This window comes from Wenzhouxiangella marina (assembly GCF_001187785.1).
GTDB classification, from domain to species: Bacteria; Pseudomonadota; Gammaproteobacteria; order Xanthomonadales; family Wenzhouxiangellaceae; genus Wenzhouxiangella; species Wenzhouxiangella marina.
This window is the reverse complement of the sequence record NZ_CP012154.1, coordinates 3,638,646-3,652,798: the sequence shown is the minus strand read 5'-3', so window position 1 is coordinate 3,652,798 and position 14,153 is coordinate 3,638,646. Positions and strand designations below refer to the sequence as shown.

Below are 14,153 nucleotides of genomic sequence, written 5' to 3'. Positions count from 1 at the left end.
CGAACTTGTTATCGGCCTTGTGCGGTACCGGTCCAACCTGTGGTGTCATGAAGCGTTCGGTCTCTTCGCAAACGGTGCAGAGGGATGATTGACGGGTCAGCTCAAGACTGGACCGGGGTTGAACGGGGCGCGTTGTTTCCAGACCGCCCAGCAGATCCGAGCCATCTTGTTGGCCAGGGCAACGGTGGCCTTGTTGAAGCCGACCCGTTGCTCGAGTCGCAACGCCCAGCGCTGGAGTCGGTTCAGGGGTTTGCTGGCCTTGGCCAGGGTCTTGGCTCGACAGAGTGCCGACCGAGCGCCATGGATGATCAGCATCCGGAGGTACTTGTCGCCGCGCTTGGTGATCCGTCCCAGCCATCGCTTGTTTCCACTGGAGCATTCCAGCGGTGTGATCCCCAGCCACGATGCGAAGTGTCGACCGGACTTGAAGTGATCGGGCGAGCCGGCGCAGGCGACGAGTGCGGTGCTGGTCAACAGCCCGACGCCCGGGACCTGCTGAAGCAGGGAGACCTCGTCGTTATCGCGTGTGAGGGCGTGGATCTGTTGCTCGGCGAGCGTGATCTTGGCTTCCAGATCAGTGATCTCCTGAAGCAGTTCGGAGAATACGGCGCGAAGGCCGGCGGGGAAGCCCTCCTGATCGATGATCGCCTGGGCGTGGCGTTTGGCCGCGTTGGGTCCAGCCGGGATGGCATGGCCAAGTTCCCGGAGGCATCCGCGAAGTCCGTTGATGCGAGCGACACGGGTGGATTTCCACTGCTCTCGAACCCGATGCAGCTGCTGGATCTGCTGCTGGTCAACGGACCGGACCGGGACAGGATGAACCCGCCCGCTTCGATAGGCATCGAGCAGGGCTTCGGTGTCGGTCTGATCGGTCTTGTTGCGCAGTCGGTACTTTCTGACGAACTGGGCGGGGAGCATGATGGGTTCATGCCCGAGCTCCCGAGCCTGTCTGCACCAGAAGTGGGCGCTGCCGCAGGCCTCGAACAACACGATGGAGCGATCGGCTTTGGCGAGGAATGCCTCGAACCGGGTTCGCGACAGCCGGTGATGGGCGTAGGCCTTGCCCTGAGCTCTGGCGAGGGCGACCTGGAAGACCTCCTTTGCGAGATCGACGGCGATGAGAGTAGACTGGTTCATGGACTCCTCCTGTCGTGGGACATTCAACGAAACGCACCCGAATGTTGGCACATCGCGATGCCGGTAAAAACGCGGGAGGAGTCCATTTCATCACTCAAGACATTCCGGCCCTGCGGGCCTCCATCGGACGCGCTGCGCGCGCCGCTTAGCTAGAACGTTATGTACTTTGTGAAGTGAATCGAGTTCTCTTAGCAATAGCCGCGATCGCGACCTCCTTTTCAAGCCTAGCTTGTAGCATCGCCGAGCCCGAGTTCAATTTCAGCTCTAGACCAGCGGAAGTAGCTCAGTACATTCTCCAATCCTCTGAAACCCAGTTTATAGGCCGGCTGAAGGAGACGGCGCCTATACTGGAGGGCCCCGAGGGTGAGGGGAGAGTCGTAGCGCATCATCTGGTTTTTGAGGCAACTATGGGCTGGAGCACCCCATTGCGAAATCCTATTCAGACAATCAGATACCCCTTGAGCACTTGTCCTACTGAGAGACTGATCGTTGGTGATAGGTATCTAGTTGCACTTGGACGACACCGCCAGACGTGGTGGCGTGCTGAGAGCTCTCAGGAGATTATTGAAAATCTTGGTCCCGTGACCTTTACCGTCAGGGGTGGCCTAATCCGGCACGTACATAACTAACCGCTCAAGACATTCCGGCCCTGCGGGCCTCCATCGGACGCGCTGCGCGCGCCGCTTAGCTAAAACGTTATTGTGACCTTTGGGTGGGAGAAGCCCGAGTCGATTTCCTACGTAGAGAAGCGCGGATTACCGATTGACTGCGGACAGCGACACGATCAAATTAACAGACATCGCTGTTCGCTCAGATAACGGAGTTAGCTGGACGAACAGCGATGTCTGTTAGTTTCGGTGGCGATCCCCAGTCGCTGCGGAGCACTTCTGGCATCCAGGGAGTAATAGCTTGCTTATGACGACCCACCCAAAGCTCAAAATAACTGCCCGCCGAAGACTGACCGAGCTGACGCTCGGCAGCTTGGCTGAATAGTTAGGGCCAGAAAAGGACTGAGCAATTGAAGAACAATTACGTCCTGATCGACTACGAGAATGTCCAGCCGAAAAGCCTGGAAGTGCTTAAAGGTCACGAGTTCAAGGTCGTTGTTTTCGTTGGAGCAAATCAAGCAAAAATCCCCTTTGAACTCGCGTCCGCTCTGCAAGCCCTTGGCAGCAACGCGGAGTACGTGAAAATTGGAGGCAACGGGCCGAATGCTCTCGATTTTCATATAGCGTTCTATGTTGGCCAATTGGCCGAAAAGGATCCGAATGCTTACTTCCACATCATCTCAAGAGATACCGGGTTTGATCCTCTGATCAAGCATCTCAAGGAGAGGAAGATTCTCGCTCAACGCGAAAAGGAGCTTGCTGAAATACCGCTGTTAAGGATTTCCAATGCCACGTCGGTTGCAGAAAAAATCGAGGCAATCGTCAAGAGCTTGGCTGCACGTGGGCACTCAAGGCCGCGCAAAGTTAAAACACTATCCAACACCATCAACGCGTTGTTTCTGAAAAAGCTCGAAGAAAGCGAGCTGGACGCAATTATCGAGCAGATGAAGAAGCAGAAACTGATCGTCGTTGAGAATGAGAATGTCAGTTACAAGCCGCCGATCAGTCAGCCCTAACAAGGCGGTCAAGTCATTCGCCTGCGGCTCACTCGGACGTTCAGCACTCCGCGCCTGCTCGGGCATGGCTTCGCCATTTTTGCCCGATCAGTCGCTCCGTACTGAACGCCGCTTACCTGGGCGTTATGTAACATGCCTCTGATAGAGCGGAGAAAATTCCTACTAGTAACTACGTCTGGCTTTTTCGCGTTCATTGTTCTTGGTTTGCGCTTTCACAACGATCCAAGATTTTCCGACCGCTTTATTTCCAGTGCAGAGATGAACTGGCTCGAACTTTCCGGATTGACGCTTGCCATTATCTCAGTCCTCCTCCAAGTTTTAGCATCAGCTTCCCATGCCGTTAGAAGTGGAAACAGAATCTGGGCCTTAGTTAGCGTTCTGGTCTGGCCGGCTTCCTACCTCTATGGCTGGAAGGTGAATCTCAGTCAGGGCGGTAGAGACTCAGGTGTTACATAACAAACCGCTCAAGACACTCCGGCCCTGGCGGGCCTCCGTCGGACGCGCTTCGCGCGCCGCTTAGCTAAGACGTTAAGGTTTTAGGTGCCCAGCTGCCCGAAATGTGATTCGATTAGGCCTGTCCCTGATGGAGTAGAGTCAGCGGAAATCCAATGCCAAAACTGTGGTTTCACGTACAAGTGGATATTGGCCGGCGCGCCTGGCAGCTCCATAGCCGGGTTGTTAATCTCAACAAAAGAAACTAGGGCGGGAGTTTCAAAGAAGAAAGGACGTGTCCGAGAAATCAAGCAAGGCGATTCTTGGAGTTATAGCCTGGAGCGCTTCGTGAAGATTTATCAAGAAGTGAACCATCACGATAATGTGTACGTGAAAGTAGTAGTGGATCCAAAGACTGAAAAAATCCTAAAAAGTGTTGAGGAACCACTGACTGAGCATAAGGGAAAAGGCAGTGCAAAGAGCAAAAAACCTTAACAAACCGCTCAAGACATTCCGGCCCTACGGGCCTCCATCGGACGCGCTACGCGCGCCGCTTAGCTAGAACGTTATGCGCGCAAAGAATCAGGTGAGTTCAGTGGCAAAAGTACTATTCGCTATATCTGATTGGTTCGCGCAGTTGCTTGTTGGCCTAGCCGGACTACTGGCAGTAGCAAGTCCGATCTTCTACTTACTCTTTGCGGATTCACCAAGATTCGAAGGAAGCGTCTCTAACGCCGTTGCCGCAACTCTTGTTTGGCTTTCGGTAGCTGGTGGCGCATTCCTCTGTCTAAGAAGAAAGCTTTTTGGCATTTTTCCAATCCTGATACTGAGCTTTGCTCTTTGGCTTGAGGGCTACGGCGGACTAGCAGCTGCCTGGCTACTGGCGGTTCTGATCCTATTTGGCTCACCCTATTTGGTTGCATTCCGTCGGTATCGGAGCAGTGGCGCATAACAAACCGCTCAAGACATTCCGGCCCTGGCGGGCCTCCATCGGACGCGCTGCGCGCGCCGCTTAGCTAAGACGTTATATGTACAAGATATTGATCACGCTGTTCGTCCTGGTTTTCCTTGCCGCTCAATACTCGGATGCATTTGCATGTTCATTTTCACGACCCACGTCGTTGGAAACATTCGAAAGGGCTGATCGTGTCTTTAGAGCAAAGATTATCGCTACTGAATTAAGACAGGAAGATATCGAAGGTGAGTCCCGGGAAGTGGTTTATGCAACTTACCAATTACTTGAATCTTTTAAGGGCGAGAATCCTCATATAGGTTTGGTTAAAGAGTATCCTTTTGCGCCTGGCAACTGCATGCTCGGTTTACTCACAGGCCTTGAATATGTGGTGTTTCTCAAAGATGGCCTCTTTGTGACTATGCCAGATGGTTCTTGGGGCTACTTTAATGTCGAAGGCTCCGAAGTCGCTCCTGAAATAGAGAAGCTTCGTAGTTTTGCTGATGACATATAACAAACCGCTCAAGCCGCTCCGGCTTCGCCTCCACTGGGACGCGCTAAAGCGCGCCGCTTAGCTAAGACGTTATGTAACATGCCTCTGATAGAGCGGAGAAAATTCCTACTAGTAACTACGTCTGGCTTTTTCGCGTTCATTGTTCTTGGTTTGCGCTTTCACAACGATCCAAGATTTTCCGACCGCTTTATTTCCAGTGCAGAGATGAACTGGCTCGAACTTTCCGGATTGACGCTTGCCATTATCTCAGTCCTCCTCCAAGTTTTAGCATCAGCTTCCCATGCCGTTAGAAGTGGAAACAGAATCTGGGCCTTAGTTAGCGTTCTGGTCTGGCCGGCTTCCTACCTCTATGGCTGGAAGGTGAATCTCAGTCAGGGCGGTAGAGACTCAGGTGTTACATAACAAACCGTATATGGACTCCTCCCGCAACCCGAGACTGAACGACGCATGAGGTTGGATTCGTTGCAAGCGTATATTCGGCCTCTTGTTGATCGCGGATATTCCTCGATCGGGCCATCATGAGTTCCGCGTACCGCGGGCCATTCGCTCAAAGCGGCATTGGCTATGCCGAACTTGTTATCGGCCTTGTGCGGTACCGGTCCAACCTGTGGTGTCATGAAGCGTTCGGTCTCTTCGCAAACGGTGCAGAGGGATGATTGACGGGTCAGCTCAAGACTGGACCGGGGTTGAACGGGGCGCGTTGTTTCCAGACCGCCCAGCAGATCCGAGCCATCTTGTTGGCCAGGGCAACGGTGGCCTTGTTGAAGCCGACCCGTTGCTCGAGTCGCAACGCCCAGCGCTGGAGTCGGTTCAGGGGTTTGCTGGCCTTGGCCAGGGTCTTGGCTCGACAGAGTGCCGACCGAGCGCCATGGATGATCAGCATCCGGAGGTACTTGTCGCCGCGCTTGGTGATCCGTCCCAGCCATCGCTTGTTTCCACTGGAGCATTCCAGCGGTGTGATCCCCAGCCACGATGCGAAGTGTCGACCGGACTTGAAGTGATCGGGCGAGCCGGCGCAGGCGACGAGTGCGGTGCTGGTCAACAGCCCGACGCCCGGGACCTGCTGAAGCAGGGAGACCTCGTCGTTATCGCGTGTGAGGGCGTGGATCTGTTGCTCGGCGAGCGTGATCTTGGCTTCCAGATCAGTGATCTCCTGAAGCAGTTCGGAGAATACGGCGCGAAGGCCGGCGGGGAAGCCCTCCTGATCGATGATCGCCTGGGCGTGGCGTTTGGCCGCGTTGGGTCCAGCCGGGATGGCATGGCCAAGTTCCCGGAGGCATCCGCGAAGTCCGTTGATGCGAGCGACACGGGTGGATTTCCACTGCTCTCGAACCCGATGCAGCTGCTGGATCTGCTGCTGGTCAACGGACCGGACCGGGACAGGATGAACCCGCCCGCTTCGATAGGCATCGAGCAGGGCTTCGGTGTCGGTCTGATCGGTCTTGTTGCGCAGTCGGTACTTTCTGACGAACTGGGCGGGGAGCATGATGGGTTCATGCCCGAGCTCCCGAGCCTGTCTGCACCAGAAGTGGGCGCTGCCGCAGGCCTCGAACAACACGATGGAGCGATCGGCTTTGGCGAGGAATGCCTCGAACCGGGTTCGCGACAGCCGGTGATGGGCGTAGGCCTTGCCCTGAGCTCTGGCGAGGGCGACCTGGAAGACCTCCTTTGCGAGATCGACGGCGATGAGAGTAGACTGGTTCATGGACTCCTCCTGTCGTGGGACATTCAACGAAACGCACCCGAATGTTGGCACATCGCGATGCCGGTAAAAACGCGGGAGGAGTCCATTTCATCACTCAAGACACTCCGGCCCTGGCGGGCCTCCGTCGGACGCGCTTCGCGCGCCGCTTAGCTAAGACGTTATGCACCCTAAGACTGAAGGATTCGCATGAGATCTGCAGCCCTGGCAATTTTCGCCCTGGTTCCCGCCTTGCCCACCTACGGAACTGGGCCTCAAACTTTGCCGGAACTTGTCGAGTATCAGTTAGAAAGTCGCGCTCTTCAAGAATCAGCAGTGGCCGAAGCCCAAGCAACCGCAGACACAATTTTCACTGGGATCGCTACCCAAATTTGGAAGGATCATGAACTCCGCCGGGTTTACGTGGAGTTCGAAGTTCAGGCAGTACATAGGGGCTATGAGGGAATTTTTGTCGCCTATTATGACGAGGCGAATTCTGCTCAAAGACTGCAGTTTGATTCGGAGCCGTTCTGTCCTTCCGGAACCGAGTGTGTGCGTCCAGAGGATATCGTAAACGTCTGTATAGGATGTCTGCCGGACCACCACAAAATTCAGCCATTTACCGAAACTTACCGATATCTTGTTTACCTAGACGGAGACAGAATAATTCGCCAGAGTGAGTATGTAGATTGGGTTATGCCAATGCGCGCCTCCGAAGAATTGGAGCTCCTAGAGGGCAACTGAGTGCATAACAAACCGCTCAAGACATTCCGGCCCTGGCGGGCCTCCATCGGACGCGCTACGCGCGCCGCTTAGCTGGAACGTTATAAGGCGAGAAAACAAGACCTTGGCCTCATCTGAGTTTGACAAATTGCCACTGCATGATGCGACTCTCAAACAAGTCATTATTGATTGGAAGGCAGGAACCTGTCGCTTGGAAATGCAATCTGCCTCGGGGTCATGTTCGCTCACATTCCAAGAAGTAAGTTTAGTGAAGATGCCGAGATACTTATCTTGGGGTCCTTCGGAATCGATTAACTCTGTTCGATCAGATCCAGGAAAATTCTTCGTAGAGATGCAGTCTGGAGACAAACTGGAATTTCATGCAGCAAAGTTTGACTTTGACGCCATATAACAAACCGCTCAAGACATTCCGGCCCTGGCGGGCCTCCATCGGACGCGCTGCGCGCGCCGCTTAGCTAAGACGTTATAAGACATGAAAATCTCTCTCTCGCTGACAGTCCTAGCTCTCCTTCTAACGGGTTGTGGACACAACTCCCAAAATCGATTGAGTGATGCTGCACTTCCAGCTCAGAACCTGATGACTCACCGACAGGAGATCATTATTCATTCTGTGGCGATGCCCGATATTGAATCCAGGCTCGACGCAGCACAGGTTTTCCCCTCGATCGAGCACTATGTTGATGAGCCTCTCATCTCTTATGAATCTGGGTGGTTCTGTGGTGGGGTTAGGTTGGCAGAGCCACCCTTTAGGGTCGGGGAAGAGGCTGTGCATCTGACGTTTGTCGGCACATCAGAGCACTGGATACCGTTGGGGGGCACTACCCGCCGGTTCTACCATTTCAACCTCCAGAAGTAGGCTGCCTGGGTGTCTTATAACAAACCGCTCAAGACATTCCGGCCCTTGGGGCCTCCATCGGACGCGCTATGCGCGCCGCTTAGCTAAGACGTTAGGTTCAAAAGAGAATGTCTCACGCTATCGACTTCGATGGACTGCACGAGAAGCTTTTCCTATTAAGGCATCTTTCTCTTGGATCCGAGGCATATTGCCGTCAGGAAGGGATTGGGTCAGATGCCGACATCGGCGAGGGAGAGGCTGATGCTTATTGGGGTTGGCTAAAAGCACTTCTAGGCAACTATCTGATCGAGTGCGCTGTGAAGCTCCGAATGATTCAAGAGTTCTGCACCGCAAGCGGATTCGAAGAAGAGCTGGTTAACTTCGAGCGTTCCGCTCTTGAAGGTCTGGAGCTCGGGTTAATTCATGAAGGTGATTTCGCACTCTCAGTTCGGGAGACGACCAACAAAATTATTCATGCAACTCGAGCCACGATTGATTTCGTTCCGACTGTCGATACTCCTGCATTCAGGCACTGGGATGGTTACTACCATCTCTATGGAAAAAAAGGAACACATAACTGGCACCTGTCGCTTGCGGTCTATTCCTGGAGCAAGGCTGTTTCAGCCTACCTTGATGAACTCCAATTTAGCGAATTAACGCTTTATATGGGGCAGGATTGGGCATGAACCTAACAAAGCGTATATGGACTCCTCCCGCAACCCGAGACTGAACGACGCATGAGGTTGGATTCGTTGCAAGCGTATATTCGGCCTCTTGTTGATCGCGGATATTCCTCGATCGGGCCATCATGAGTTCCGCGTACCGCGGGCCATTCGCTCAAAGCGGCATTGGCTATGCCGAACTTGTTATCGGCCTTGTGCGGTACCGGTCCAACCTGTGGTGTCATGAAGCGTTCGGTCTCTTCGCAAACGGTGCAGAGGGATGATTGACGGGTCAGCTCAAGACTGGACCGGGGTTGAACGGGGCGCGTTGTTTCCAGACCGCCCAGCAGATCCGAGCCATCTTGTTGGCCAGGGCAACGGTGGCCTTGTTGAAGCCGACCCGCTGCTCGAGTCGCAACGCCCAGCGCTGGAGTCGGTTCAGGGGTTTGCCGGCCTTGGCCAGGGTCTTGGCTCGACAGAGTGCCGACCGAGCGCCATGGATGATCAGCATCCGGAGGTACTTGTCGCCGCGCTTGGTGATCCGTCCCAGCCATCGCTTGTTTCCACTGGAGCATTCCAGCGGTGTGATCCCCAGCCACGATGCGAAGTGTCGACCGGACTTGAAGTGATCGGGCGAGCCGGCGCAGGCGACGAGTGCGGTGCTGGTCAACAGCCCGACGCCCGGGACCTGCTGAAGTAGGGAGACCTCGTCGTTATCGCGTGTGAGGGCGTGGATCTGTTGCTCGGCGAGCGTGATCTTGGCTTCCAGATCAGTGATCTCCTGAAGCAGTTCGGAGAATACGGCGCGAAGGCCGGCGGGAAAGCCCTCCTGATCGATGATCGCCTGGGCGTGGCGTTTGGCCGCGTTGGGTCCAGCCGGGATGGCATGGCCAAGTTCCCGGAGGCATCCGCGAAGTCCGTTGATGCGAGCGACACGGGTGGATTTCCACTGCTCTCGAACCCGATGCAGCTGTTGGATCTGCTGCTGGTCAACGGACCGGACCGGGACAGGATGAACCCGCCCGCTTCGATAGGCATCGAGCAGGGCTTCGGTGTCGGTCTGATCGGTCTTGTTGCGCAGTCGGTACTTTCTGACGAACTGGGCGGGGAGCATGATGGGTTCATGCCCGAGCTCCCGAGCCTGTCTGCACCAGAAGTGGGCGCTGCCGCAGGCCTCGAACAACACGATGGAGCGATCGGCTTTGGCGAGGAATGCCTCGAACCGGGTTCGCGACAGCCGGTGATGGGCGTAGGCCTTGCCCTGAGCTCTGGCGAGGGCGACCTGGAAGACCTCCTTTGCGAGATCGACGGCGATGAGAGTAGACTGGTTCATGGACTCCTCCTGTCGTGGGACATTCAACGAAACGCACCCGAATGTTGGCACATCGCGATGCCGGTAAAAACGCGGGAGGAGTCCATTTCATCACTCAAGACGTTCCGGCCTTCGGCCTCCACCGGACGCGGCAAAGCCGCGCCGCTTAGCTAAGACGTTATGTGCGCTTGAGGTGCCGTAGAGAGTGAAATTAGCAAAGAAAGCATTTTTGATCTGCGCAGCGGGAGCGCTCTTTGGATTAGGGCTTCTTCTCGTAGAGCAGCTGTATTGGAGATTCGGAAATCCGGCTCAGGTGCATGTTATGGAAGATGCTCTGAACGACCTCTCCAGATCGCTAGACGATTTCACATTTGCAAGTCCCCTGGCCGGTGTTCACGAAACTCGATTTCGGGCTTTCGGTCGAGACGTCAGATTTGAAGAACCCTGTACTGTGCTTTTATATCGGCATGGAATGAGAATTAGCTGTGATGATATCCCCCATCAAACGACCATTGAACTGAAGATTATTGACGATTTGGAAAACTGGTCGGAAGTGACCGAGAGCATCTCTAAAGATGACAGCTTCTCTGACGAGAATGTTGAAGAATTTCGCCTGATTAGGTGGATCAGTGATTCAGACAAACTAAGTGAAGCTATCTCCGGAGGAAACGCCGCAATAGATGACAGCTCAACCAATTTAGATGATTTGTTTCCTTCAGTTCCTATTTTCTTTTCAGCCCTAGTTTGCCGCGAGATTGAATGCTTGGTGCTTTCTTCCGCATCGAAAATCAAGCTTGAGGGGTTAATTTCGCAGCTAATCCGAAATAGCGAACAGAATGGCACATAACAAAGCGCTCAAGACATTCCGGCCCTTCGGGCCTCCATCGGACGCGCTGCGCGCGCCGCTTAGCTAGAACGTTATGTGATTGACACCCGTAACGGGATAGGTTACATTAAGCGGCATGATAAGGAGCTTCAGGCATAAGGGCCTCCGCCGGTTTTTCGAGTCCGGGAAGACCTCAGGAATCCAGGCTCAGCATGCCATAAGGCTTCGCCTCATATTGGGACGCCTGCATGCTGCCCGTCAGCCCATAGATATGGATTTGCCGGGGTTAAGGCTCCACGAGCTGAAAGGTGATCGAATCGGGACCTACGCTGTCAACGTAAGCGGTAACTGGCGGATTACTTTTCAATTTTCGGGTGAAGACGTCGAGGTTGTCGACTATGAAGACTATCACTGAGGTTTCTGATGCTGATGCATAACCCCCCGCATCCGGGTGAAATTATCCGGGAGCTTTGTATAGAGCCATTGGGGCTGTCTATCACCGAGGCAGCAGATGCCTTGGGCGTGAGCAGAAAAACCCTCAGCGCAATATTGAACGGTCGGGCTGGTATTAGCCCCGAAATGGCCATTCGATTGTCAATTGCGTTTAACACTTCTTCTGAGAGCTGGCTTAATCAGCAGAGTCAGTTCGATCTATGGAACGCTGAAAAGCATCGTGCGGAACTGCACGTCAAGCGACTTGTTGCTGCGTAGCAGATAGCGTTCACATAACAAACCGCTCAAGACATTCCGGCCCTTCGGGCCTCCATCGGGCGCGCTGCGCTCGCTGTTTATTTAAGACGTTAGGCTGATATGAGGTATTTCGCCGCCTTAGCCTTAATAATCCTTGTATCGGGCTGTGTTACCGATCGTGAGAGGTTCAATATCGATTTTCACTCGTTGTCTTCCCGCCTGTATGTCGAGAGTCCGAGCGGGGAGATTGTCCAACCGCTATCGGGACAAATCGTAGACGTGGCTCGGGTTGGTCAGGCCATGCACAGCGAAGGAGTGGGAATCGGATCCGAAGCAATTCGGTTGGCTCCGGGGAAATACTGGATTAGAACGAGCTGCCCAGCAGGGCCAGGTGACATCCAGCTATCTCATGGACCACCTACGATCCAGTACGAATTTCAGGTTGGGGAGGCTTATATTCTGAGATGCAAGGATGGATTCGCGGAGATAGTCCCGTATGAGTAGCCAGCCTAACAAACCGCTCCAGACATTCCGGCCCTACGGGCCTCCATCGGACGCGCCAGGCGGGCCGCTTGGCTAGAACGCAATACACCACGACCTCGGGAATCAGGAACCTGGTCCGTCGCGCCCTGGCTGCTGGAAAGAAGGCATTCGGCTTTTCATCTCAAGGCACGAATTGGGTCGGGCTCCCGGGGAAGTTGCGTCACACGGAAGGCAGGCGAGGGACGCTCGTGCGAAAGAGCATTGCCTGGAGAATCATCAGGCGACGCAACAAACGACGGACGATCAATGACTCGCGCATTCCCAGAATCAAGAACGGGCCCTGGCGGGGCTGAGGGGCTCGAGTGCTTCCATGTTGGCCTGGGGTACGGCCGGTCATAGGCATATCATTCCCTTAGCTCTTCCTGACCCTTCCGCACTCGTCGGCACTCCTCTCGACGCTTGACTTTGCAGGCGACCTGCCCCGAGTGTGATCTACCCAGACACCTCGAAGGCTCGAACGACGATTCATTGATGACTTCAATCAATCCACCACGCTCGACCTTTGTCACGATCATCGCCTGGCTCGGTATCGTCTTCAGCGGCTTTACCTTTGTCATCGGCATTCTGCAGAACCTGATGTTGCACCTGTTCATGCCGTTGGAGGACTTCCGGGCTCAGATGTCCGATCAGGTCATGGAGCAGCTTCCGCGGTCGGCATTGCTACTGCTGGAGCACTTCGAGTTTCTGTTCGCCTTCGTCCTGGTGATCAGCCTGGCCATGCTGATCACCTCGAACGGTTTGTTGAAACGACAGAACTGGGCGCGATGGGCATTCATCGGCTTCTTGCTGCTGGGGATCGTCTGGAATATCGGAGGCTTGGTCATGCAGCAGAGCTTCGTTGCGCAGTTGCAGATTCCAGCCGATGTTCCATCCGAATTCGACCTGCACTTCGGAATCATGATGAACGTGATCCGAGCGATGTCTGTTATCTTTGCTCTCGCCCTATCGCTGTTGTGCTGCTGGATGGCGTGGAAGCTGAGTTCACCAGCAATTGCTGCTGAATTCATCGATGTCAGGCACCCTCAAGCCAGGGGTTGATGCCCCGCATGAAGCTGCGAACGAGCGCTTCCAGCGGAGCGTCTTCAACGCGTCCGCATCAGTTGCCAATGCGACCTGCCGATCGATTTCCACAGGGAAGCCATGGAATCCAGGTTTCGGCTGGACGACAATGACGCGACGTTCCGGAAAGTCGCGCATGTTCTTGGCCGTTTCATGCGCATCTCGCCGATCGCCAACCGAAGTCGAGAAAGGACCCGAAGATGGATCTCATCGAATCCGCCCTGCACCTTGCCCTGAAGGCCTACACCGGCCAGCGGGACAAGGCGGGCAAGACCTACATTCTCCATCCGCTTCGCTTGATGCATCATATGGAGACCGAGGTGGAGATGGCGACGGCGCTTCTGCACGACGTCCTCGAGGATTCCGATCTCGGTTCAGCGGATCTGGAAGCGGCTGGCATTCCAGCCCAGGTGATCGAGGCAGTGGAGTGTCTGACCCGAAAGGAAGGTGAGAGTTACGAGGCCTTTATCGAACGAGTGGCCGAGAACCCGCTTGCGACCAGGGTCAAGCTGGCCGATCTGGAGGACAACATCGATGTGCTGCGCCTTCCGACGCTCGAAGAAGATGACCTCCGGCGAGTCGAAAAGTACCATCGGGCCTGGCGTCGCCTTTACGATGCGCCCGGTGACCGATACCGGAAAAATGACTGAGTCATGAGCCAGAACCCCTACGCCCCACCGAAATCCGATCTGCAACCGCCGGTCGAGGATGCGCCCGCGATATGGAATCCCAACGCCGCCGGCTTGTGGAGCCTGTTGTTCACGCCGATCTTCGGCGCTTCCCTGGTCATGAAGAACTGGAAGGCCATGGGTCAGCCCGACAGGGCGGGGGCGGCCATGATCTGGGTGATCGTCAGCATCGTGATGATCATTCCCTCGATCTTCATCCCATTTCTTGGCCTGGTCTATCTGATCGTCTGGTATTTCTCGAACCAGCGGCCGCAGGCGGTGTACGTCCGGGAGCGGTGGGGTCAGGGCTATCCGCGTCGAAGCTGGGCCTTGCCGTTGATCCTCGCGGTGGCCGTGCTGTTCGGAGGATTCTTCCTGCTCGGCTTCCTTGCGGCCATGCTGGTTCCGGCAGTCGTCAACTGATCGTCATCGAGTCCGGCAGAATGTCGGGCGTTCACACCAACTCAGGAGAAA

Annotated in this window: 13 protein-coding genes; 10 read left to right on the top strand and 3 right to left on the bottom strand. The window is 55.0% G+C overall.

Features of this window, described 5'->3' with window-relative positions; genetic code table 11:
* Nucleotides 1-96 precede the first annotated feature (96 nt).
* Entirely contained in the window at nt 97-1,137 is a 1,041-nt protein-coding gene (locus tag WM2015_RS15360; protein WP_049726887.1) for an IS110 family RNA-guided transposase, read from the bottom strand.
* 1,018 nt (nt 1,138-2,155) lie between these two features.
* Between WM2015_RS15360 and WM2015_RS15355 the strand changes: the two genes are divergently transcribed.
* Entirely contained in the window at nt 2,156-2,761 is a 606-nt protein-coding gene (locus WM2015_RS15355; RefSeq protein ID WP_049726888.1) for a PIN domain-containing protein, read from the top strand.
* Nucleotides 2,762-4,314: 1,553 nt separating this feature from the next.
* Complete coding sequence (locus tag WM2015_RS16000) at nt 4,315-4,659, top strand: hypothetical protein (protein WP_156201306.1); 345 nt, start codon at nt 4,315-4,317, stop codon at nt 4,657-4,659.
* Nucleotides 4,660-5,323: 664 nt separating this feature from the next.
* On the opposite strand, the gene WM2015_RS15350 is transcribed toward WM2015_RS16000, so the two are convergent.
* A complete protein-coding gene (locus WM2015_RS15350) occupies nt 5,324-6,364 on the bottom strand; it encodes an IS110 family RNA-guided transposase (protein WP_049726887.1) in 1,041 nt (346 codons plus the stop codon).
* A gap of 186 nt (nt 6,365-6,550) precedes the next feature.
* Here WM2015_RS15350 and WM2015_RS15995 point away from each other — a divergent pair, with 186 nt between their 5' ends.
* Both WM2015_RS15995 and WM2015_RS15340 read left to right on the top strand, forming a co-directional pair.
* Entirely contained in the window at nt 6,551-7,084 is a 534-nt protein-coding gene (locus tag WM2015_RS15995) for a hypothetical protein (RefSeq protein ID WP_156201304.1), read from the top strand.
* A gap of 963 nt (nt 7,085-8,047) precedes the next feature.
* Nucleotides 8,048-8,605, top strand: coding sequence for a hypothetical protein (locus tag WM2015_RS15340; RefSeq protein WP_049726885.1), 558 nt, complete (start codon nt 8,048-8,050; stop codon nt 8,603-8,605).
* A 268-nt stretch (nt 8,606-8,873) separates the two neighbouring features.
* On the opposite strand, the gene WM2015_RS15335 is transcribed toward WM2015_RS15340, so the two are convergent.
* Nucleotides 8,874-9,914 carry an IS110 family RNA-guided transposase gene (locus WM2015_RS15335; RefSeq protein WP_049724903.1) on the bottom strand — a complete coding sequence of 347 codons (1,041 nt, stop codon included), beginning with the start codon at nt 9,912-9,914 and terminating at the stop codon, nt 8,874-8,876.
* Nucleotides 9,915-10,098: 184 nt separating this feature from the next.
* On the opposite strand from WM2015_RS15335, the gene WM2015_RS15990 reads away from it, so the two are divergent.
* The 6 genes from WM2015_RS15990 to WM2015_RS15315 all read left to right on the top strand — a co-directional run bounded on the left by WM2015_RS15990 (nt 10,099) and on the right by WM2015_RS15315 (nt 14,102).
* Nucleotides 10,099-10,740 carry a hypothetical protein gene (locus tag WM2015_RS15990; RefSeq protein WP_156201302.1) on the top strand — a complete coding sequence of 214 codons (642 nt, stop codon included), beginning with the start codon at nt 10,099-10,101 and terminating at the stop codon, nt 10,738-10,740.
* A 115-nt stretch (nt 10,741-10,855) separates the two neighbouring features.
* On the top strand, nt 10,856-11,134 hold the full coding sequence (locus WM2015_RS15330) for a type II toxin-antitoxin system RelE/ParE family toxin (RefSeq protein WP_049726884.1): 279 nt from the start codon (nt 10,856-10,858) through the stop codon (nt 11,132-11,134).
* 8 nt (nt 11,135-11,142) lie between these two features.
* Complete coding sequence (locus WM2015_RS15700) at nt 11,143-11,430, top strand: HigA family addiction module antitoxin (RefSeq protein ID WP_082169804.1); 288 nt, start codon at nt 11,143-11,145, stop codon at nt 11,428-11,430.
* A gap of 993 nt (nt 11,431-12,423) precedes the next feature.
* Nucleotides 12,424-12,990 (top strand): hypothetical protein, encoded by a 567-nt coding sequence (locus WM2015_RS15325; protein ID WP_049726883.1) that lies wholly within the window; start codon nt 12,424-12,426, stop codon nt 12,988-12,990.
* Nucleotides 12,991-13,211: 221 nt separating this feature from the next.
* Complete coding sequence (locus WM2015_RS15320; protein ID WP_049726882.1) at nt 13,212-13,661, top strand: GTP pyrophosphokinase; 450 nt, start codon at nt 13,212-13,214, stop codon at nt 13,659-13,661.
* A gap of 3 nt (nt 13,662-13,664) precedes the next feature.
* Nucleotides 13,665-14,102 (top strand): hypothetical protein, encoded by a 438-nt coding sequence (locus WM2015_RS15315; RefSeq protein ID WP_049726881.1) that lies wholly within the window; start codon nt 13,665-13,667, stop codon nt 14,100-14,102.
* Nucleotides 14,103-14,153: the final 51 nt, after the last annotated feature.

What these genes read in the sequence shown, in the direction of transcription:
- WM2015_RS15315 (WP_049726881.1), top strand. Translation starts at nt 13,665, where the DNA reads ATGAGCCAGAACCCCTACGCCCCACCGAAATCCGATCTGCAACCGCCG.
- WM2015_RS15335 (WP_049724903.1), bottom strand. Translation starts at nt 9,914, where the DNA reads ATGAACCAGTCTACTCTCATCGCCGTCGATCTCGCAAAGGAGGTCTTC.
- WM2015_RS15350 (WP_049726887.1), bottom strand. Translation starts at nt 6,364, where the DNA reads ATGAACCAGTCTACTCTCATCGCCGTCGATCTCGCAAAGGAGGTCTTC.
- WM2015_RS15360 (WP_049726887.1), bottom strand. Translation starts at nt 1,137, where the DNA reads ATGAACCAGTCTACTCTCATCGCCGTCGATCTCGCAAAGGAGGTCTTC.
- WM2015_RS15995 (WP_156201304.1), top strand. Translation starts at nt 6,551, where the DNA reads ATGAGATCTGCAGCCCTGGCAATTTTCGCCCTGGTTCCCGCCTTGCCC.
- WM2015_RS15330 (WP_049726884.1), top strand. Translation starts at nt 10,856, where the DNA reads ATGATAAGGAGCTTCAGGCATAAGGGCCTCCGCCGGTTTTTCGAGTCC.
- WM2015_RS15325 (WP_049726883.1), top strand. Translation starts at nt 12,424, where the DNA reads ATGACTTCAATCAATCCACCACGCTCGACCTTTGTCACGATCATCGCC.
- WM2015_RS15320 (WP_049726882.1), top strand. Translation starts at nt 13,212, where the DNA reads ATGGATCTCATCGAATCCGCCCTGCACCTTGCCCTGAAGGCCTACACC.
- WM2015_RS15340 (WP_049726885.1), top strand. Translation starts at nt 8,048, where the DNA reads ATGTCTCACGCTATCGACTTCGATGGACTGCACGAGAAGCTTTTCCTA.
- WM2015_RS15700 (WP_082169804.1), top strand. Translation starts at nt 11,143, where the DNA reads ATGCTGATGCATAACCCCCCGCATCCGGGTGAAATTATCCGGGAGCTT.